The sequence below is a fragment of the Kitasatospora sp. NPDC096147 genome (assembly GCF_044763225.1).
Lineage (GTDB): Bacteria > Actinomycetota > Actinomycetes > Streptomycetales > Streptomycetaceae > Kitasatospora.
The window spans coordinates 548,697-566,719 of record NZ_JBIWFX010000005.1; the positions used below are offsets into that span (position 1 = coordinate 548,697).

Sequence of the window (18,023 nt, forward strand, 5' to 3'; positions counted from 1 at the left end):
CCCGCGCCCGCCCGGCCCCCGGGGGGCGGGCGGAAGTCCGTTCACCCCCGCGTCGGCCCCCGGTCACCCACCGGGGGCCGACGCGCGGGAACCCGTCCGCATACTGTGACGTCATCCGGAGCAGGACCCCCGACGACGCCGTACAGAGGACACCGACGCATGTCGCAGCAGCAGAACGCCGCCCAGCGCGAACCCGAGCGGGCCGAGACCATCCTGCGGGTCTTCGACACCGCCTTCGGCCGGCTGCTGGCCGAGGACCCGGCCGCGTTCCGGGTGAAGTTCCGCAAGATGGCCGCCTCCGCCTTCGCCTTCTACCGGGGCACCGCGGGGCTGTACTACGCGGACCTGACCACGGCTCCGTTCCAGCAGTACGGTGCGCCCTACCTGGACGAGCGGACCAGCCGGGTGTGGATCCACGGCGACCTGCACGCGGAGAACTTCGGCACCTACCTCAACTCCGAGGGCCGGCTGGTCTTCAACGTCAACGACTTCGACGAGGCGTACGTCGGCGCCTTCACCTGGGACGTCCAGCGCCTGGCCGCCAGCCTGGCCCTGCTCGGCTACGCCAAGGCACTCTCCGACCGGACCATCTCCGAGCTGGTGCGCACCTTCGCCAGCGCCTACCGGGCCCGGATCGGCGCGCTCGCGGCCGGTGACCCGGCCGAGGCGTACACCCTGGACACCGCCGAGGGCCCGCTGCTGGAGACCCTGCGCCGGGCCCGGCTGCAGACCCGGGTGGCGCTGCTGGAGCAGGACACCGTGATCGACGGGTACGAGCGCCGGTTCCGCTCCGGCGGCGGCACCATCCCGCTGGACCAGGACACCCGGGACGAGGTGCTGACCGCCTTCGAGCAGTACCTGGCCACCCTGCCGCCGGCCAGCCGGACCAGGCCGGAGGCGCTGCGGGTGAAGGACGTGGTCGGCCGCCGGGGCATCGGCATCGGCAGTGCCGGGCTGCCCTCCTACAACGTGCTGCTGGAGGGCCACACCGACGCCCTCGAGAACGACGTGATCATCTACCTGAAGCAGGGTCAGACCCCGGCCGTGTCGCAGTACGTGGCCGATCCGGCGATCCGGGAGTTCTTCGTCCACGAGGGCCACCGCACCGTCATCTCGCAGCGCGCACTGCAGGCGCACAGCGACCCGTGGCTGGGCTGGACCACCTTCCGGGACCAGGGGATGCTGGTCGCCGAGGTCTCCCCGTACTCCTCCGACCTGGACTGGTCCGACCTGACCGAGCCGGCCGACCTGCTGGACGTGGTCAGCCACCTGGGCCGGGCCACCGCCGGGATGCACGCGGCGGCCGACGCCTCCTCCAGCGGCCACGGGCTGGTGCCGTTCTCCACCGAGCACGCCATCGACCGGGCGATCGGCGAGCAGGGCGCGGACTTCGCCGGGATGCTGGTGGAGTTCGCCCACGCCTACGGGGACCGGGCCCGCCGGGACCACCAGATCTTCGTGGACCTGTTCCGCAACGGCTCGATCCCCGGCCTGGGCTGACCGGGCCTCGGCTCCGGTGCGGGCCGACCGGCCTCGGCTCGGGCGCGGGCTGACCAGGCCTCAGTTCCGGTGCGGGAAGCGGGCGGTGAGCAGTGCGCCGCCGCCCGCCCCCGGGTCCGCCCCCACCGCCGGGCCCGCCGCCAGGGTGCCGCCGTGGCCGGCGGCGATCTCCCGGGCGATGGCCAGGCCCAGGCCGGCCCCGCCCACCGACCGGGTGCGGGCGTCGTCGAGCCGGGTGAAGCGCTCGAAGACCCGCTCCCGGTCGGCCTCCGGGATGCCCGGCCCGTCGTCCGCCACCTCCAGCCGGACCGCGTCCTCCGCCACCGAAACGCGGACGGCGACGACGCGGTCCGCGTGCCGGCAGGCGTTGTCCAGCAGATTGCGCAGCAGCCGCTCCAGCTGCACCTCACTGCCCGGCACCCGGGCCCGTCCGGTGACCTCGGCGGTCAGCCGCAGGCCGGCCGCCCGGGGCAGGTGGCGGTACTCCTCGGCCAGGTCGAGCACCAGCCCGCCGAGGTCCACCTCGGCGGTGGCCGGGCGCGCCCCGCCACCGTCCAGTCGGGTGAGCAGCAGCAGGTCGTCGGTGAGCCGCTGGAGCCGTTCGATGTCGCCGACCGCGTCCCGGACGGTGCCCTGCCAGTCCACCCCCTCGGGATGGGCGAGCGGACCCTCCAGTGAGGCACGGAGATTGGCGATCGGGCTGCGCAGTTCGTGCGAGGCGTCGGCGATGAAGCGGCGCTGGCGGTCGGCGGAGCCCGCCAGCCGGTCCAGCACGTCGTTGGTGGTCCGGGCCAGCGCGGTGAGCTCGTCCCCGGTCGGCGGCACCGGCACCCGGGCGTCCAGCGAACGGGTACTCAGATCGGCCAGCCCCCGCCGGATCGCCTCCACCGGCCGCAGCGCCCGGCCGGCCGTCAGCCAGGCCGTGGTGGCGACCACCAGCGCGGCCATCGGCGGGCCGGACTCGGCCAGCCAGTTGATGCCGAAGGGGTCGTACTGCGGTCCGTGGGCGTTGAGTTCCTTCAGCACCGGGGAGACGAAGAGCATCGGCATCAGCGCGGCGCAGCCGGCCAGCAACGCCGAGCGGGCCCGCAGCGGGGCGTCCCGGCCGAGCGGTTCCAGGGCGAACCGGGTCACCAGGCCCACCACCGCGCCGAACTGCGGCACGGCGGCCTTCAGGCCCCACTCGGCCACGTTCTCCTCGACGAACGGGTAGCTGGAGTAGGCGGTCACCCAGCGGAAGTCGCTCCAGGCCAGCAGGGCGGTCGCCGTCGCCACCATCACCGCCACCTGCCGGGCCCGGGCCGGCTCCGCCCAGCGGGCGGCCTTCCACGCCACCCAGCCCAGCAGCAGGGCCGGCACCAGCGGTCCGGGCAGCCCGGCCGGGCCGATCACCGGGTCGATCCGGTTCAGGGCCTCCAGCTGCTCCTGGTCGGCCGGCGGCGATCCGTCCGTGCTCCTGGCCCACTGGAGCAGTACGGCGGCGAGCGCGAACAGCGCCGCCGCCCCGCCGGCCACCAGGGCGGCGGTCACCTTCCGGTTCGCCCGGGCCCGTGCGCGCAGCCGGCAGGACACCGTCTCCGACGCCTCCGGCGCCCCCGGCGAGCCGGCTGAGCCGACGTCAGGCAACGATCCGGTCCGCCCGGCCGACCAGCTTGTAGCCGACCCCGCGGACGGTGCTGATGCTCTCCCGGCCGAACGGCGCGTCGATCTTGCGACGGAGTGAACTCACGTACACCTCGACGATGTTGAGGTCGCCCGCGTAGTTGGCGTCCCAGACCTGGTCGACGATCTCGACCTTCGGGACCACCTCGTCCGGCCGCTGCGCCAGGCACTCCAGCACCGCGAACTCCTTGGCCGTCAGCTCGATCCGGGCCTCGTCCCGCCCGCAGCTGCGGGCCACCCGGTCCAGCCAGAGGTCACCCACCCGGAGCACCCGTCCGTCCCGGGCCGGGCCGCCCCGGCGCAGCAGCGCGCGCAGCCGGGCCTCCAGCACCACGTAGGAGAACGGCTTGGCCAGGTAGTCGTCGGCACCGGTGTCCAGCGCCTCGGCCTCGTCGTACTCGCCGTTCTTGGCGGTCAGCATGAGGATCGGGGTGTCCACGCCGCGCTCGCGCAGCCGGGCGCAGACCCGGTAGCCGTTCAGCCCCGGCAGCATGATGTCGAGCAGGATCGCGGCGTACCGGCGCTCGGTCGCCGCCCACAGGCCGGCCGGTCCGTCGTGCTCGACGTCCACCGCGTAGCCGGCCGCGGTCAGGCCACGCCGGAGTGCCTCGGCCAGGCGTTCCTCGTCCTCGATCACCAGCAAGCGCATGTGCTCAGTATCCACACCATCCTCCGGCCCTCCCTGAAGAGGTCTTCAGGAACCTTCAGCTCGGCTTCAGCAGTGCGGTGTGAGCCTCGGGCTCTCCCCGTCGCCGACCCCGGAGCTCACCAGATGACCACGGCCACCGCCCCCGCCCGCCCGGCCCCACCGGAGGTGGGGGCCAGGCCGCCGCAGCCGGGGCGGCGGCGCGCGCCCTGGGCGGTCGGGCTCGCCGTCCTCGCGGTGTACTCGGCCCTGGCACTGCGGCTGCACGCCCGGCTGGAGACCACCGGCTACGACCTCGGCATCTTCGGACAGGCGGTGCAGCGCTACGCCGAGGGGCACTGGCCGGCCTCGGAGCTGCGCAGCGAGGGCGCCCCGGGCCTGACGGCCTTCCCGCTGCTGGGCGACCACTTCCACCCGGTGCTGGCGCTGCTCGGGCCGCTGTACGCGCTGGTGCCCAGGGTGGAGCTGCTGCTGGTGGCGCAGGCGGCCCTGGTGGCGCTCTCGGCCGGCGTGGTCACCGGCTGCGCGGGCCGCCGGGGCCTGCGCGGTGCACCGCTGATCGGGCTGGCGTACGCCTCGGCCTGGGGGCTGCAGACCCTGGTCGGCTTCGACTTCCACGAAGTGGCCTTCGCCGTCCCGCTGTTGGCGCTCTCGCTGGCCGCCTACCTGGACGGGCGGTGGACCGCCTGCGCCTGGTGGGCGGCGGCCCTGCTGCTGGTGAAGGAGGACATGGGGCTGACCGTGGCGGCGATCGGCGTGCTGCTGCTGCGCCGGCACCTGCGGGCCGGGCTGACGCTCTGTCTGCTGGGACCGCTGACCATGGCCCTGGTACTAATGGTGGTGCTGCCGTCCTTCAACCCGGGTGGCGAGTACGGCTACCTGAACACCGCCTCGGGTTCCTTCGGCCTCTTCAAGGGGCTGGACGTCAAGGCGACCACCGCCCTGTGGCTGCTGCTGCCGACCGGGCTGCTGGCGCTGCGCAGCCCGCTGCTGCTGGTGGCCGTGCCCACCGTGGCCTGGCGGTTCGCCTCGGGCTTCCCGGCCTACTGGAGCACCGACCACCACTACTCGGCGGTGCTGATGCCGGTGCTCTTCCTGGCCCTGGTGGACGCGCTGGCCCGGCTGCGACTGCGCGAGCGGCGGCCCCGGGCCGCCCTGCTGCTGCCGGCCGCGCTGCTGGCGGTCTCGGCCGTGCTCAGCCTCACCACCGCACCGTCCGGCCCGCTGCTGCTGGCCCGGGCCACCACCCCCGGCTTCTGGTCGGACTCGCCGAAGGCGGCGGCCGGGCGGGCGGCCCTGGCCCTGGTGCCGGACGGCACGGTGGTGGCGGCCTCCAACTCGGTGGCCGCGCAGCTGATCGACCGGGCCACCGTCTACCTGCTCACCCCGGCCACCTTCGCGGCCGGGCGGCCGGTGCCGGAGTGGCTGGTCGCCGACGAGCGGGCGGTCTTCCCGGGCCCGACGGCGCCCGCACTGCGGGCCGCCGTCGAGGCCGGCTACCGGCCGGTGTACTCCGCCGAGGGCTTCACCGTGCTGCGCAAGGCCCCCTGACGGCTCCTCAGGCTCCGGCGCGGGCCGGCCCCCTTCGGGGGCACACGGAACCAGGCACCACGCGACGGGCGACGGGCAACGGGCAACGGGCAACGGGCAGCACGGACGACCGGCGCGCGGACGACCGGGCCGGGCGGTCGCCCTCCCGGTGGCGCGGCACGGCACCCCGCGCCACCGGGCTCGCGGGCCTCAGCCCTCGGCGTCCAGCTCGGCCAGGAAGTCGAGCGCGACGGCCCAGGTCCGCTCGGCGGCCTCGGCGTCGTAGTCGGGCAGCTCCGGGTCGGTGAAGAGGTGGCCCGCGCCCCGGTAGCGGTGGATCTCGACGTCGGCCCCGGCCTTGGTCATGTTGAGGTACCAGGCGTTCAGCCAGTCCTCGGGCTCGAAGGCGTCCGGCTCGGCGACGTGCAGCTGCACCGGCAGCGAGGTGGTGGCGTCCTCCCGGATGTCGGAGGTGCCGTGCAGCAGGAGCAGCCCGAGCGCCTTCTCGTCGGCCAGCGCGAGGTTCTGCGCGAGCGCGGCGCCGAGCGAGTACCCGGCGTAGACCAGCCGGGCCTCCGGCACCAGCAGCGGGGCGACGGCGCTCACCGCGCGGCGCAGCAGCTCCTCGCTGCCGAGCTCCTCCTTGTACGCCATGGCCTCCTCGACGTCCTCGAAGGTCCGGCCCTCGAAGCAGTCGGGGGTGTGCACCTGGTGCCCGGCGGCCCGGAGCCGCTCGGCCGCCTGGTGGACGGCCGGCCGCAGGCCGTAGACGGAGTGGAACAGGACGATCTGGGCCACGACGGGGTCCTCACCTCGGGTGTGCGGGGGTAACACCCCATCATCGCCCACCGCACCGACGACCCGGCTGTCCCACGCCCCGGTGAAGAGCCGACGAACAGTCAGCACGCCCCCTGGACAAGGACTTACCGCTCAGTAGCCTTGTCGGACGTGACTGAGCCCACAGATGCCCTGTCCTCCGCCCGGCCGCGCCGCCGCCGGGTCCTCCAGGCCGCCGCGCTGACCGCCGGCGCCGCCGCCCTCCCGCTGGCCGCTGCCGCCCCGGCCGGCGCCGCCGCCGCGCCGCAGTTCCTGCACGGCGTCGCCTCCGGCGACCCGCTGCCGGACGGCGTGCTGCTCTGGACCCGGGTCACCCCGACCGCCGAGGCCGTCCCCGGATCGCTCAAGGGGCCGGACACCCAGGTGAGTTGGCAGGTCTCCGAGAACCAGGGCTTCACCGCCGTGGTGGCCTCGGGCACCGTGACCACCACCGCCGCCACCGACCACACCGTGAAGGTGGACGTGCGCGGCCTGCGCCCGGCCACCCGGTACTGGTTCCGCTTCACGGCCGAGGGCACCACCTCCCCGACCGGCCGCACGGCCACCACCCCGGCGACCGACGCCGCCACCGCGCACCTGCGCTTCGGCGTGGCCAGCTGTGCCAACTGGGAGGCGGGCTACTTCTCCGCCTACCGCCACCTGGCGGCGCGCGGCGACCTGGACGCCTTCCTCTTCCTCGGCGACTACATCTACGAGTACGGCACCGGCCAGTTCGCCGCCCGGGGCAGCGTGGTGCGCCCGCACGCACCCGCCCACGAGATCCTGAACCTCGCCGACTACCGTACCCGGCACGGCCGTTACAAGACCGACCCGGACCTCCAGGCCCTGCACGCGGCCGTCCCGACCATCGCCATCTGGGACGACCACGAGGTGGCCAACGACGCCTGGTCCGGCGGCGCGGAGAACCACACCCCCGGCACCGAGGGCGCCTGGGCCGACCGGGTCGCGGCGGCCAAGCAGGCGTACTTCGAGTGGATGCCGGTCCGTCCCTCGATCGCCGGCACCACCTACCGGCGGCTGCGCTACGGCAAGCTGGCCGACCTCTCGCTGCTGGACCTGCGGTCCTTCCGTTCGGAGCAGGCCAAGGCCGCCACCGGGGCGGTCGACAGCCCCGACCGCACCATCACCGGCCGGGCCCAACTGGACTGGCTCAAGGCCGGGTTGACCGCCTCGGACACCACCTGGCGACTGGTCGGCAACTCGGTGATGATCTCGCCGGTGGCCTTCCTCTCGCTGCCCGGCTACCTGCTGCGCCCGCTGGCCCAGCTGCTGGGCCTGCCCGCCGAGGGGCTGGCCGTCAACCCGGACCAGTGGGACGGCTACACCCACGACCGGCGCGAGCTGCTCGGCCACCTGAAGAGCGGGGCGATCCGCAACACGGTCTTCCTGACCGGCGACATCCACTCGGCCTGGGCCTCCGACGTCCCGTTCGAGGCGGCCACCTACCCGTTCTCGGGCAGCGCGGCCACCGAGTTCACCGTCACCTCGGTCACCTCGGACAACATCGACGACTTCCTCAAGGTCGCGCCGCAGACCGTCTCGCTGGTGGCGGCCGGGGCGATCCAGGCGGCCAACCCGCACGTCAAGTGGGTCGACCTGGACTCGCACGGCTACGGCGTCCTGGACGTCACGCCGGAGGCGGTCCAGATGGACTACTACGTGCTCTCCGACCGGACCCGGAAGGACGCCACCAGCCGCTGGGCCCGGGGCTACCGCACCCGCTCCGGCACCCAGCAGGTGGAGCGCGCCAAGTCCCCGCGCTGACCCCCGCCGGTGGTGCGGCGGCCGACACCCGGTCGGCCGCCGCACCACCGCTCCCGCACCGCACCACCGCACCTTCGCGGACCCGCCGATCCTTCGCGGCCCGGCCGATCTTGCGCGGCCCCGGTCGCCCGGGTGGAATGGGCGGGTGGAACAGCACCCCGACACCCTCACCCCCGCCCGAGTGGACGCCTACCTGGCCCGGATCGGCGCCACCCGTCCGGCCCGGCCGGACCACGCCGCACTGGCCGCGCTGCACCGCGCCCACCTGCTCGCGGTCCCATTCGAGAACCTGGGCATCCACCTGGGCGAGCCGGTGACGCTGGAGCCGGAGGCGCTGTACGGGAAGCTGGTGGAGCGCCGCCGGGGCGGCTTCTGCTACGAACTCAACGGCCTGTTCGCCGAGTTGCTCCGCTCCCTGGGCTTCGAGGTGACCGTGCTGGCCGCCCGGGTGTACGCCGCACCCGACCGGCTGTCCATCCCGTTCGACCACCTCGCCCTCCGGGTCGACCTGGCGGACGGACCCCGGCTGGCCGACGTCGGCTTCGGCGCCTTCATCCGCGAGCCGCTGCGGCTCGACCTGACGGACCCCCAGCAGGACCAGGGCGGCACCTTCACCGTCCGCCCGGACGGCGAGTACCTGGTGGTCTCCCAGGACGGCGAGGCGCAGTACCGGCTGGAGCAGCAGCCCCGGCAGCTGGCGGACTTCGTGCCCACCTGCTGGTGGCACACCACCTCGCCCGGCTCGCACTTCACCCGCTCGCTGATCTGCTCCCGCCAGCTCCCGGAGGGCCGGCTGAGCCTCAGCGGCACCCGGCTGATCCACACCTCGGGGGACGGCACCCGCACCGTCGAGGAGCTGACCGGCCCCGAGGCACTGGCCGCCTACGACGAGCGCTTCGGCTTCACCCTGCCCCGCCTCCCGGAGGTGCTGCACCCACCGGCCTGACGGAGGCCCGGCCTGGGGGCCGCCTCCTTGAGGGGGTCGGCCGTGCCACCGTGCGGCTCCGCCACCTGGGCGGGCGTCGTCGACGACCTCTCCTCCCCGTTGGCGGGCAAGGAGAGGGCGTACCCCGGCGGCGAGAAGGGGGCACCCCCGGCCGGAGGCCGGGACGCCGAAGGCGGAGCGGGGCACCCCCGGCCGGGGAGAGTCCATGCGGAGCATCGGCGACCGACGAGAAGCCGGTGGAGCTCCCTCCCGCTCGGTGCCGGGCAAGGAAGGCCCGTGCCACCGGCGACGCCCGCCGGCCCCGTCGAGGAGACAGCCCCCGGTCCGTCCGCGGCGGGACCTGACGCGGGCTCAGCGCAGCCGGGCGAAGCCGCCGTCGACCAGGTGGAGCTCCGGCCCGGCGCCCAGGGCCGGGGCCTGGCAGCGGAACGCCTTCGGCGGCGCGCTCGGATCGTCCCGGCGGGGCGCGCCGGACCAGCCGACCCGCGGGTGGCCGTCGGCGTCCCGGTGGAAGGAGACCGAGACCTCCGGGTGCCAGTCGGTCACCACCGGCGGCGCGGGCTGCCCGACCGGCAGGACCTCGAAGGTCTCCACCCGCCCGGTCACCACCGTCCCGTCCGCACCGGCCCCGGTCACGCAGTCCACCGAGGCGGCGATCCGGACGGTGCCCTCGCCCGCGAAGACGTGCTGCATGGTCAGCTGGCCACCGGCCCACAGCGGGTCCCCGCCGCCCGGCCCGGTCACCCCCACGGCGTCCACCGCCAGATCGATCCGGTCCGGCAGGGTGGGCACCGGGCCGTTCAGGTCCAGCCGCCCGGAGCCGCGCAGCAGGTGCGGGCCCGGCCGGTCCGGGCCGGCCGCCGGCTCGAAGGCCGAGACCCAGCCCGGCCCGTGCGGTACCGGCACCGGCGCGACCGCGGGCACGGCCGTGGCCACCGGGGCGGCGGCGGCCACCAGACAGACGGCCAGGGCGATCACCGGAAGCAGCTTGCGCATGACGGTCCCTCATCTCCTCGCGGCGGCGCACCCTCCGTGCGCCACCACGACGATCCCCCGCCGGACCCGCCCGGGACGTCGGCCGCAGGGACGGCCCGCCTTCCCCCGCGCGGGGGAAGGCGGGCTACTCCGCCGGCCCGTCGCCGAGCGCGTACAGGCCCGGCAGGTTGACCACGATCGCCTCCTGGGTGCTGCGGGCGATGACCACCACGGCCTCCTCGGTCGGGTCCGGGTTCTCCTCGCGGTGCGGGACGAACGGCGGGACGAAGATGTAGTCGCCCGGCCCGGTGCGCAGCCGGATCTCCTCCGGGGTGCCGGAGGAGTCGTCCACGAAGACGAACTCGGGGTGGCCGCTGACCACGTGGATGGCGGTCTCCGAGGCGCCGTGGTGGTGGTCGGAGGAGGAGGTGGCGGGGGCCACGTGGGTCTGTCCCATCCAGAGCTTCTCGGAGCCGACCGTCTTCCCGCTGACGGCCGCGAACCGCCGCATCCCCCCGGTCTGCGCGGTGTCGCCGTCCAACTCCCCGGCCTTGACGTGGTGCAGCCGGGCCCGGAGGCCGCCGGGCGCAGGGGCCTCGTGGCCGTGCAGGTGCGGGTGGAAGCCGGTGCCCGCCACGGTCGGCTCGGGTCCCTCGGTCTGACGATCCGGCAGGTGGGCGGTGGACATGGCGACTCCTCGGAGCGGGAGGGGAGGTGGACGACGGCCCGCGGGCAGCGCGGCGAGCGGCGGCGGGCAGCGGCGACGGGCCCGGGGCGCCGGGAGCCGGCCGCCGGCCACGGCGCCCGGCGGCGCACACCGGCCGGGGTTCGGACGCTAGGCCCAGCGGCGAAAGGATGTCAAGAGGTGTCCTTTTCCCGCCGGTCACCACCTTCCGCACCTGACAAGGGACTTGAGCATCCACCGGACCGGGGGATACTCGGCCCATGCATATCTCCGCCAAGGCGGACTACGCCGCACGCGCGCTGGTCGAGCTCGCCTGCGACACGTCCCGCCCCCTCACCTGCGAGGCCATAGCCGATGCCCAGGGCATCCCGTTCCGCTTCCTGAAGTCCGTGGTGGGCGAGCTCCGCCGGGCCGGGCTGGTGCGCAGCCAGCGCGGCTGCGAGGGCGGCTACTGGCTGGGCCGGGAGGCCGACCGGATCAGCCTGCTGGACGTGGTGCGGGCGGTGGACGGGGAGGTGATCACCCTGCGCGGCGAACCGCTGGCGGGCCTGGACTACCCGGGCCCGGCGCACGGGCTGCCCGCCGTCTGGCGCAGCGTCGAGGACCGCGCCGTGGAGATCCTGACCGGCACCACGGTGGCCGAACTGGTGCTCCGGAGCGGGCGGGTGACGCCGGTATGACGCCGCCCGGGGAGGTCCGGGCGGGGGTGGTGGAGGTCGCCGAGTACACCGACCCGATGTGCCCGTGGTCCTGGGGCGCCGAGCCCCGGCTGCGGGAGCTGCGCGCGGAGTGGACCGGCGCGGTGGAGCACCGGCGGGTGTTCGCGATCCTGTTCGACGAGGGCGAGGAGCCGGCCCCCGACCCGGTGGCGGAGGCCGCCTGGTTCAGCCGCTACGCGGCCGAGGTCGCCCGGCACACCGGCGCCCCGCAGGCCGCCGAGCTGCGCTGGGTGGCGGCCAGCAGCTGGCCGTCCGCACTGGCGGCGGCAGCGGCCGAGGGCCAGGGGACGGCGGTGGCCGAGGAGGTGCTGCGGCGGCTGCGGGAGAGCGCCTTCGTGCACGGCGAGCCGGCCGACTCCGAGCAGCGGGTGGCCGCCGCGCTGGCCGCGGTGCCGGGGCTGGACCTGCCCCGGCTGCTGGCCGAGGCAGCCGGGCCGCAGGTACGGGCCCGGGTGGTCCGGGACCGGGCCGAGGCGCGGCGGCCGGCTCCCGAGGTGATCGGCCTGCGCGGCGAGGGCCCGCACCCGGGCGGGGCGAAGGAGACCGAGGAGGGCCACCGGTACGCACTGCCCACCCTCGTCTTCACCGGCCCGGCCGGGCGCCGGGTGGTGCCGGGCTGGCGCCCGGCCGAGGAGTACCGCACGGCCCTGGCCGAGGTCGCGCCGGGCAGCTGACCGGGACACCGAGACGTCACACGCCCGTGGTCCGGCGCAGCCTCCGGCCGCCGGACCACGGGCCCGCACCGGCCCTCCGTGGCCGACTCGACGTCCCCCTGTGAACGGCGTGTTGAGCCCGCATTGCAGCAGCCTGGGAGTAATCAGACACCTTTTGGTGTCCATTGACAGCGCCTCGCACCGCTGGCCAGGATGAGCCCATGAACCCGATGCAGCCGCGGCCCCGCCGGCCGCTCGCCGGGCCCTGTTGTTGACCGGGCCCCGCCCGTAGCGCCCACGCGCTCCGCCCCGTCACACCCTTCCTCGCGGCGCCCCGTCCGCACCGCGCCCCCTTCCGCCGCACAGCGCCGCCCCACCGTGCTCGCCCCTCCCGTGCCAGTCCCACCCGTGCCCGTCCTCCTGCGCCCGCCGCGCCGCGCACCGACGTGCCCGCCTCCCGCCCCCGAAAGGTGACGATCCGTCATGACCAGCTCCCCCGTCTCCCGCACCCCGCTCAGCAGACGATCGCTGCTCGGCCTGGGCCTCGGTCTCGGCGCCTCGCTGGCCCTGGCGGCCTGCGGTGACGCCGGGACGGCCGGAGCCGGCGGTGGTGCGGCGGGCGGCACCCTCAAGTGGGGCTGGGCGCTGCCGACTTCGTGGGACCCGGTGTTCTCCTCGGCCGGCTGGGACGTGCACGGGCTGTCCCTGGTCTACGCCGGGCTGACCAAGCTGGACGAGAAGGGCGACGCCGTCCCCGGGCTCGCCACCTCCTGGTCGTACAGCCCGGACGGCGGCTCGGTGACCTTCAGGCTCCGCCCCGGGCTGACCTTCTCGGACGGCACCCCACTGGACGCCACCGCCGTCAAGAAGAGCCTGGACCGGGGCCGGACGGCCCCGAAGTCGCTGGTCGCCCCGCAGTTGACCAGTGTCACGGAGATCACCGCACCCGATCCGCAGACCGTGGTGCTCCGGCTGGGCAGGCCCGACTACCAGATCCCCAACCTGCTGGCCGGCAAGACCGGCATGGTGGTCAACCCGGCCGCCTTCGAGGCCGACGCCGCCGCGCTGGCCACCCGGCCGGCCGGCTCCGGCCCGTTCACCCTGGTCTCGTACACCCAGAACGCCAAGGCGGTGCTCCGGCGCAACCCGTCCTACTGGGACGCCGCGGCGATCAAGCTGGAGAACTTCGAGCTGCACCCGCTGCCGGACGCGGCCACCGTGGTCGCCGGGCTGCAGTCCGGGCAGTTCGACGTGGCCCAGATCCCCGGCAGCCAGGTGGCCGCCGCCAAGGCCGCCGGGCTGGAGGTGCAGGAGATCCCCTCGCTGGTGGTCGCGGTGCTGGACGTGAACGTCGAGAAGGCCCCGTTCGACAACCCCAAGGTGGTCGAGGCGCTCAAGTACGCGATCGACCGCGAGGCCCTGGTGAAGACCCAGCTGTTCGGCCACGGCGAGGTCAACTACCAGCCCTTCCCGAAGGGTTACGTCGGCAACGACCCCACGCTCGGCGAGGTCTTCCGGTACGACCCGGCCAAGGCCCGCACCCTGCTGGCCGAGGCCGGCTTCCCGGACGGGGTGGACCTCGCGCTGACCACCACCGCCGCACAGGGCCTGCCGGAGCAGCTCCAGGCCCAGCTGAAGCAGGTCGGCATCCGGGCCTCGATCGACGTCATCCCGGCCGCCCAGGCCACCCAGATCATGTACATCCAGCACTCCAGGGCGCTGGCCTCCGACCAGTTCGCCGGCCGCGACTCGGCCGCCCAGGCATTCCAAGTGCTGTTCGGTGAGCAGGGGTTGATGAACCCGGGCCGGCGCACCCCGCCCGAGCTGACGGCGGCGGTCGAGCTGGTCTCGCGCACCCCGCTGGACTCCCCCGAGTACCCGAAGGTGCTCCAGGCCGCCACCGCGCTCGCGGTGCGCACCATGCCGAACACCTTCCTCTACAGCGTGCCGCGCCTGCTGGCCCGGCGGAAGTCCGTCTCGCCGATCCCGTCCTTCACCGTGGTCCAACGCTTCGAGGGGGTGACCGCGTCATGAGCACCACCGTCCCGCTCCGGCCGGTGAGTTGGGCACCGACGCTGCTGCGCCGGGCGGCCCGGGCGCCCCGCCCGCTGGGGCGGGTGCTGGCCGCCACCGCCACCGTCTTCCTGCTCTCCTCGCTGCTCACCTTCGGCCTCGGTGCGGTCTCCGACGCCAACCCGGCCGCCGCCGTGCTGGGCGAGACCGCCACCCCGGCCGACATCGCCCGGCTCGACCACGCCTTCGGGCTGGACCGCCCGCTGCCGGTGCAGTACGGCAGTTGGCTGCTGAACGCGCTCGGCGGGGACCTCGGGGTCTCCTGGTTCACCACCGTCCCGGTGGCCGACTCGATCGCCACCGCCCTGCCGGTGGACCTCTCGATCGCCGGACTGGCCCTGCTGCTGGCCGTCCTGCTGGGCGGCGCGGCCGGCATCGCGGCGGCGCTGAACCACGGCGGCCGGGTGGACCGGGCGGTCACCGCCGTCTGCACCCTGCTGGGCACCCTGCCCGCCTTCGTGATCGCCATCGGCCTGATCACCCTGGTCGCCGTCCAGCTCCGGCTGCTGCCCTCCGGCGGGTACGTGCCGTTCGGCCGGAGCCCGGGCGAGTGGCTGCGGTTCGCCCTGCTGCCGGCCCTGGCCCTCAGCCTGGACGCCGCCGCCGGGATCGCCCGCCAGCTGCGCACCTCGCTGGTGACCGAGCTGAAGCGCAACTACGCCACCGGCGCGGTGATGCGCGGGCTGTCCGGCCGCCGGGTGCTGCTCGGCCACGCGCTGCGCAACGCGGCCGGGCCGGCCGTCACCGTCCTCGGCATGAGCGTGCCGGTGCTGATCGGCGGCGCGGTGGTCACCGAGCGGATCTTCAACCTGCCGGGGATCGCCCAACTCTCGCTCCGGGCGGCCGAACAGCACGACGTGCCGGTGATCCAGGGCACCCTGCTGGTCACCGTCGCGGTGGTGCTGGTCGCCAACCTCACCGTGGACGCCCTGCTCCACCTGCTCAACCCGGCGGCCCGCCGCCAGGCCCGTCCGGACGCGACGGCCGGGGGTGCGGCATGAGCGTGCTGCGGGTGCCGGTCGCCCGCGCGGCACTGGCGGTGCTGACCGTCGTCCTGCTGCTCGCCCTGACCGGCGAGTGGCTCGCCCCGCACGACCCGCTGGCCCAGGACACCGCCGCCGCCCTGCGCGGCCCCGGCGCGGGCCACCTGCTGGGCACCGACTACCTGGGCCGGGACGTGCTCAGCCGGCTGCTGGCCGGCACCGGGCTCTCGGTGCTGGCCGCCGTGGAGGCGGTCGCGGTGGCCGCGCTGATCGGGGTGGTGCCCGGCCTGCTCTCGGTGCGCTTCGGCCCGGCCGGCGGCTGGCTGGCGCTGCGCTCGGTGGACGCCCTGATGACCCTGCCGTTCACCCTCTTCGCGATCGCCGCCGTCGGACTGCTGGGCAACGGCCTGCACCAGGCGATGACCGCCCTCGGGGTGCTGCTCTCGCCGCTGTACTTCCGGGTGGTGCGGGCCGCCGCACTCGGGCTGGACCGGGCCCAGTACGTCGAGGCGGCCGAGCTGATGGGCGCCTCCCGGTCCTGGATCCTGCGGGTGCACCTCTGGCGCAAGGTGCTGCCGACCATCGCCGTGACCACCGCGCACGCGCTGGCCACCAGCCTGCTGGCGGTCTCCTCACTGACCTTCCTCGGCATCGGCGTCCAGCCACCCGCCCCCACCTGGGGCGGCATGCTGGCCGGCGACCTGGGCTTCCTGGCGCAGCAGCCCTGGGCCCCGGCGCTGCCCGCCGCGCTGATCATGCTCACCATCGGGGCGCTCAACCTGCTCGCCGACGCCCTGGCGGACACCGACCTGACCGAGCCGAAGGCCACCCGCAGGCTCCGGACTCCCGCCGCGGGCACGGCGGTTGACGCAGCGCCGGACGGCGGGGCATCCGACGGCGGAGCGCTCGGCGGCACGGCAGTCGGCGGCACAGCAGTCGGCGGGGGGACGCCCGACGGCGAGGCGCCCGACGGCAGGACGCCGGACGGCGAGGCGCTGCGCGTCGAGGGGCTGCACGTGACGGTCGGACACGGCCGCACCGAGGCCCTCCGGGACGTCTCGCTCACCGTCCGCCCCGGCGAGGCCGTCGGTCTGGTCGGCGAATCCGGCAGCGGCAAGACGCTCACCTGCCGCTCGGTGCTCGGCCTCCTCGCCCCGGGGGTCGAGGTCTCGGCCGGCCGGATCGCGCTCGGACCCTCCGGCGGCCACCCGGCCGTCGAGCTGGCCGGCCTGACCGACCGTCAGTGGCAGCGGCTGCGCGGCGAGCGCCTGGGCGCCGTCTTCCAGGACCCGGGCTCCTACCTCAACCCCGCGCTCACCGTGGGCCGCCAACTCGGCGAACCGCTGCGCACCCGGCTCGGGCTGAGCCGGGCCGAGGCCCGCGAGCGGGCGGTGGAGCTGTTCACGGCGGTCGGCCTCCGGGACCCGCAGACCGTGCACGACAGCTACCCGCACGAGCTCTCCGGCGGCATGCTCCAGCGCGTGCTGATCGCCATCGCGGTCGCCCAGGACCCGGGGCTGCTGGTGGCCGACGAGGCCACCACCGCCCTGGACACCGTGGTGCAGGCCGAGGTGCTGGACCTGCTGGACACCCTGCGCCGCGAACGCGGCCTGGCCCTGCTGCTGGTCAGTCACGACCTGGCGGTGGTGGCCGAGGTCTGCGACCGGATCCTGGTGTTCTACGCCGGGGAGATCGTCGAGGAGGGCCCCACCGCCGAGGTGGTGGCCGCCCCCGCCCACCCGTACACCGAGGCGCTGCTGCGGGTCGCCTCGCTCGGCCGCCGCGACCGCCGCGACCTGGCCGTCATCCCGGGCCGCCCGCCGGAGCCCGGCACCGCCGGGCCGGGCTGCCGCTTCGCCGACCGCTGCCCGTACGCCACCACCGCCTGCACCGAGACCCCGATCGGCCTCACCCCGGTCGGTGCGGGCCACGGCCCGGACTCCGGCCTCGGCTCGGGCTCCGGCCGCCGGGTCCGCTGCCTCCGCGCCGAGGACCTCGCCCTCGGCGGAGCGTCGACCACCGAACACCCCACCGCACTCCGGACGGAGGCCACCGTATGAGCACCACCACCCGCACCAGCGCCGTCCTGCGGATCAGCGGCCTCGCGGTCGGCTACGGCCGCACCCCCGTGCTGACCGGGGTCGACCTGACCGCGCGGGCCGGCGAGGTGCTCGGGCTGATCGGCGAGACCGGCTCCGGCAAGACCACGCTGGCCAAGGCGGTGGTGGGCCTGGCCCCCGTCACCGCCGGGCGCATCACCGTGGACGGCCGCGAACTCGGCGCGCTGCGCGGCCGGGACCTGCGGACGGCCCGCCGGTCCGGCGCCGTGCAGTACCTGTTCCAGGACCCGCTGCGCTCGCTGGACCCTGACCTGACGGTGGCCCGGCTGGTCGGCGAGCCGCTCGCGGTGGCCGGTGTGCCGCGCGCCGAGCGGGACGGCCGGGTCCACGAAGCGCTGGAACTGGTCGGTCTGGACCGGGCGTTGGCCGATCGCACGCCCGGCCGACTCTCCGGCGGCCAGCGCCAGCGGGTCTCGCTGGCCCGGGCGATCGTCACCCGGCCCCGGCTGCTGCTGGCGGACGAGCCGGTCAGCGCGCTGGACGCCTCCAACCGCAACCACGTCCTGCGACTGCTGGACCGGCTCCGCCGCGAGCTGGACCTGGCCGTGGTGGTGATCTCGCACGACCTGGACTCGCTCTCCGGGATCGCCGACCGGATCGCGGTCCTCTACCGGGGACGGATCGTCGAACAGGGGCCCGCAGAAGCCGTGTTGGAGCGCCCCGCGCACCCGTACGCCGCCCTGCTGGGCGCCTCCTCGCCGAGCCTGGACCCGTCCCGTCGGGCCGCCCTGCCCCTGCTGCGCACCCCCGGCCCGGGCGCCGCCGCGCCCTCCCCCTGCACCTTCGCCCACCGCTGCCCGTTCGCGGACGCCTCCTGCGGGACGCTCCCCGAGCCGCGCCCGCTGGCCGAGGACCACACCGTGGCCTGCCACCACGCCCCCGACTGGCGGGCCCGACTGCCCCGCTGACGCCCCGTCACCCGCCGCCCGC

The 18,023-nt window shown here is 75.3% G+C and carries 15 protein-coding genes; 10 read left to right on the forward strand and 5 right to left on the reverse strand.

Features of this window, described 5'->3' with window-relative positions:
• Positions 1–159 precede the first annotated feature (159 nt).
• The gene (locus ACIRBX_RS20065; RefSeq protein ID WP_402298369.1) at positions 160–1,500 is read left to right on the forward strand and encodes a DUF2252 domain-containing protein; all 1,341 of its coding nucleotides are present in this window, start codon (positions 160–162) and stop codon (positions 1,498–1,500) included.
• A 60-nt stretch (positions 1,501–1,560) separates the two neighbouring features.
• On the opposite strand, the gene ACIRBX_RS20070 is transcribed toward ACIRBX_RS20065, so the two are convergent.
• A complete protein-coding gene (locus ACIRBX_RS20070) occupies positions 1,561–3,030 on the reverse strand; it encodes a sensor histidine kinase (RefSeq protein ID WP_402298370.1) in 1,470 nt (489 codons plus the stop codon).
• An 88-nt stretch (positions 3,031–3,118) separates the two neighbouring features.
• Positions 3,119–3,811 carry a response regulator transcription factor gene (locus ACIRBX_RS20075; RefSeq protein ID WP_402298371.1) on the reverse strand — a complete coding sequence of 231 codons (693 nt, stop codon included), beginning with the start codon at positions 3,809–3,811 and terminating at the stop codon, positions 3,119–3,121.
• A gap of 123 nt (positions 3,812–3,934) precedes the next feature.
• Between ACIRBX_RS20075 and ACIRBX_RS20080 the strand changes: the two genes are divergently transcribed.
• A complete protein-coding gene (locus ACIRBX_RS20080) occupies positions 3,935–5,359 on the forward strand; it encodes a DUF2079 domain-containing protein (RefSeq protein ID WP_402298372.1) in 1,425 nt (474 codons plus the stop codon).
• Between the two features lie 189 nt (positions 5,360–5,548).
• Here ACIRBX_RS20080 and ACIRBX_RS20085 read toward each other — a convergent pair whose 3' ends face one another.
• Positions 5,549–6,136: a dienelactone hydrolase family protein gene (locus tag ACIRBX_RS20085; RefSeq protein ID WP_402298373.1), complete on the reverse strand. Its 588-nt coding sequence runs from the start codon at positions 6,134–6,136 to the stop codon at positions 5,549–5,551.
• A gap of 150 nt (positions 6,137–6,286) precedes the next feature.
• Between ACIRBX_RS20085 and ACIRBX_RS20090 the strand changes: the two genes are divergently transcribed.
• Together ACIRBX_RS20090 and ACIRBX_RS20095 are read left to right on the forward strand one after the other, a co-directional pair.
• Positions 6,287–7,939, forward strand: coding sequence for an alkaline phosphatase D family protein (locus ACIRBX_RS20090; RefSeq protein ID WP_402298374.1), 1,653 nt, complete (start codon positions 6,287–6,289; stop codon positions 7,937–7,939).
• A gap of 145 nt (positions 7,940–8,084) precedes the next feature.
• A complete protein-coding gene (locus ACIRBX_RS20095) occupies positions 8,085–8,885 on the forward strand; it encodes an arylamine N-acetyltransferase (protein WP_402298375.1) in 801 nt (266 codons plus the stop codon).
• 351 nt (positions 8,886–9,236) lie between these two features.
• Here ACIRBX_RS20095 and ACIRBX_RS20100 read toward each other — a convergent pair whose 3' ends face one another.
• Both ACIRBX_RS20100 and ACIRBX_RS20105 read right to left on the reverse strand, forming a co-directional pair.
• Positions 9,237–9,881: a hypothetical protein gene (locus tag ACIRBX_RS20100; RefSeq protein WP_402298376.1), complete on the reverse strand. Its 645-nt coding sequence runs from the start codon at positions 9,879–9,881 to the stop codon at positions 9,237–9,239.
• Positions 9,882–10,005: 124 nt separating this feature from the next.
• On the reverse strand, positions 10,006–10,548 hold the full coding sequence (locus ACIRBX_RS20105) for a cupin domain-containing protein (RefSeq protein ID WP_402298377.1): 543 nt from the start codon (positions 10,546–10,548) through the stop codon (positions 10,006–10,008).
• 257 nt (positions 10,549–10,805) lie between these two features.
• On the opposite strand from ACIRBX_RS20105, the gene ACIRBX_RS20110 reads away from it, so the two are divergent.
• The 6 genes from ACIRBX_RS20110 to ACIRBX_RS20135 all read left to right on the forward strand — a co-directional run bounded on the left by ACIRBX_RS20110 (position 10,806) and on the right by ACIRBX_RS20135 (position 18,001).
• Positions 10,806–11,225, forward strand: a complete 420-nt coding sequence (locus ACIRBX_RS20110) for an RrF2 family transcriptional regulator (RefSeq protein ID WP_402298378.1) — start codon at positions 10,806–10,808, stop codon at positions 11,223–11,225.
• A complete protein-coding gene (locus ACIRBX_RS20115) occupies positions 11,222–11,938 on the forward strand; it encodes a DsbA family protein (RefSeq protein WP_402298379.1) in 717 nt (238 codons plus the stop codon). Before ACIRBX_RS20110 ends, ACIRBX_RS20115 begins: the two co-directional genes overlap by 4 nt.
• Positions 11,939–12,400: 462 nt before the next feature.
• Positions 12,401–13,951, forward strand: coding sequence for an ABC transporter substrate-binding protein (locus tag ACIRBX_RS20120; protein ID WP_402298380.1), 1,551 nt, complete (start codon positions 12,401–12,403; stop codon positions 13,949–13,951).
• Positions 13,948–14,991, forward strand: a complete 1,044-nt coding sequence (locus ACIRBX_RS20125; RefSeq protein ID WP_402298381.1) for an ABC transporter permease — start codon at positions 13,948–13,950, stop codon at positions 14,989–14,991. Before ACIRBX_RS20120 ends, ACIRBX_RS20125 begins: the two co-directional genes overlap by 4 nt.
• Entirely contained in the window at positions 14,988–17,033 is a 2,046-nt protein-coding gene (locus tag ACIRBX_RS20130) for a dipeptide/oligopeptide/nickel ABC transporter permease/ATP-binding protein (RefSeq protein ID WP_402298382.1), read from the forward strand. The genes ACIRBX_RS20125 and ACIRBX_RS20130 overlap by 4 nt, the downstream gene beginning before the upstream one ends.
• Positions 17,030–18,001 carry an ABC transporter ATP-binding protein gene (locus ACIRBX_RS20135; RefSeq protein ID WP_402298383.1) on the forward strand — a complete coding sequence of 324 codons (972 nt, stop codon included), beginning with the start codon at positions 17,030–17,032 and terminating at the stop codon, positions 17,999–18,001. The genes ACIRBX_RS20130 and ACIRBX_RS20135 overlap by 4 nt, the downstream gene beginning before the upstream one ends.
• Positions 18,002–18,023 lie beyond the last annotated feature (22 nt).

What these genes read in the sequence shown, in the direction of transcription:
- ACIRBX_RS20065 (WP_402298369.1), top strand. Translation starts at nt 160, where the DNA reads ATGTCGCAGCAGCAGAACGCCGCCCAGCGCGAACCCGAGCGGGCCGAG.
- ACIRBX_RS20075 (WP_402298371.1), bottom strand. Translation starts at nt 3,811, where the DNA reads ATGCGCTTGCTGGTGATCGAGGACGAGGAACGCCTGGCCGAGGCACTC.
- ACIRBX_RS20080 (WP_402298372.1), top strand. Translation starts at nt 3,935, where the DNA reads ATGACCACGGCCACCGCCCCCGCCCGCCCGGCCCCACCGGAGGTGGGG.
- ACIRBX_RS20100 (WP_402298376.1), bottom strand. Translation starts at nt 9,881, where the DNA reads ATGCGCAAGCTGCTTCCGGTGATCGCCCTGGCCGTCTGTCTGGTGGCC.
- ACIRBX_RS20105 (WP_402298377.1), bottom strand. Translation starts at nt 10,548, where the DNA reads ATGTCCACCGCCCACCTGCCGGATCGTCAGACCGAGGGACCCGAGCCG.
- ACIRBX_RS20110 (WP_402298378.1), top strand. Translation starts at nt 10,806, where the DNA reads ATGCATATCTCCGCCAAGGCGGACTACGCCGCACGCGCGCTGGTCGAG.
- ACIRBX_RS20115 (WP_402298379.1), top strand. Translation starts at nt 11,222, where the DNA reads ATGACGCCGCCCGGGGAGGTCCGGGCGGGGGTGGTGGAGGTCGCCGAG.
- ACIRBX_RS20120 (WP_402298380.1), top strand. Translation starts at nt 12,401, where the DNA reads ATGACCAGCTCCCCCGTCTCCCGCACCCCGCTCAGCAGACGATCGCTG.
- ACIRBX_RS20125 (WP_402298381.1), top strand. Translation starts at nt 13,948, where the DNA reads ATGAGCACCACCGTCCCGCTCCGGCCGGTGAGTTGGGCACCGACGCTG.
- ACIRBX_RS20130 (WP_402298382.1), top strand. Translation starts at nt 14,988, where the DNA reads ATGAGCGTGCTGCGGGTGCCGGTCGCCCGCGCGGCACTGGCGGTGCTG.
- ACIRBX_RS20135 (WP_402298383.1), top strand. Translation starts at nt 17,030, where the DNA reads ATGAGCACCACCACCCGCACCAGCGCCGTCCTGCGGATCAGCGGCCTC.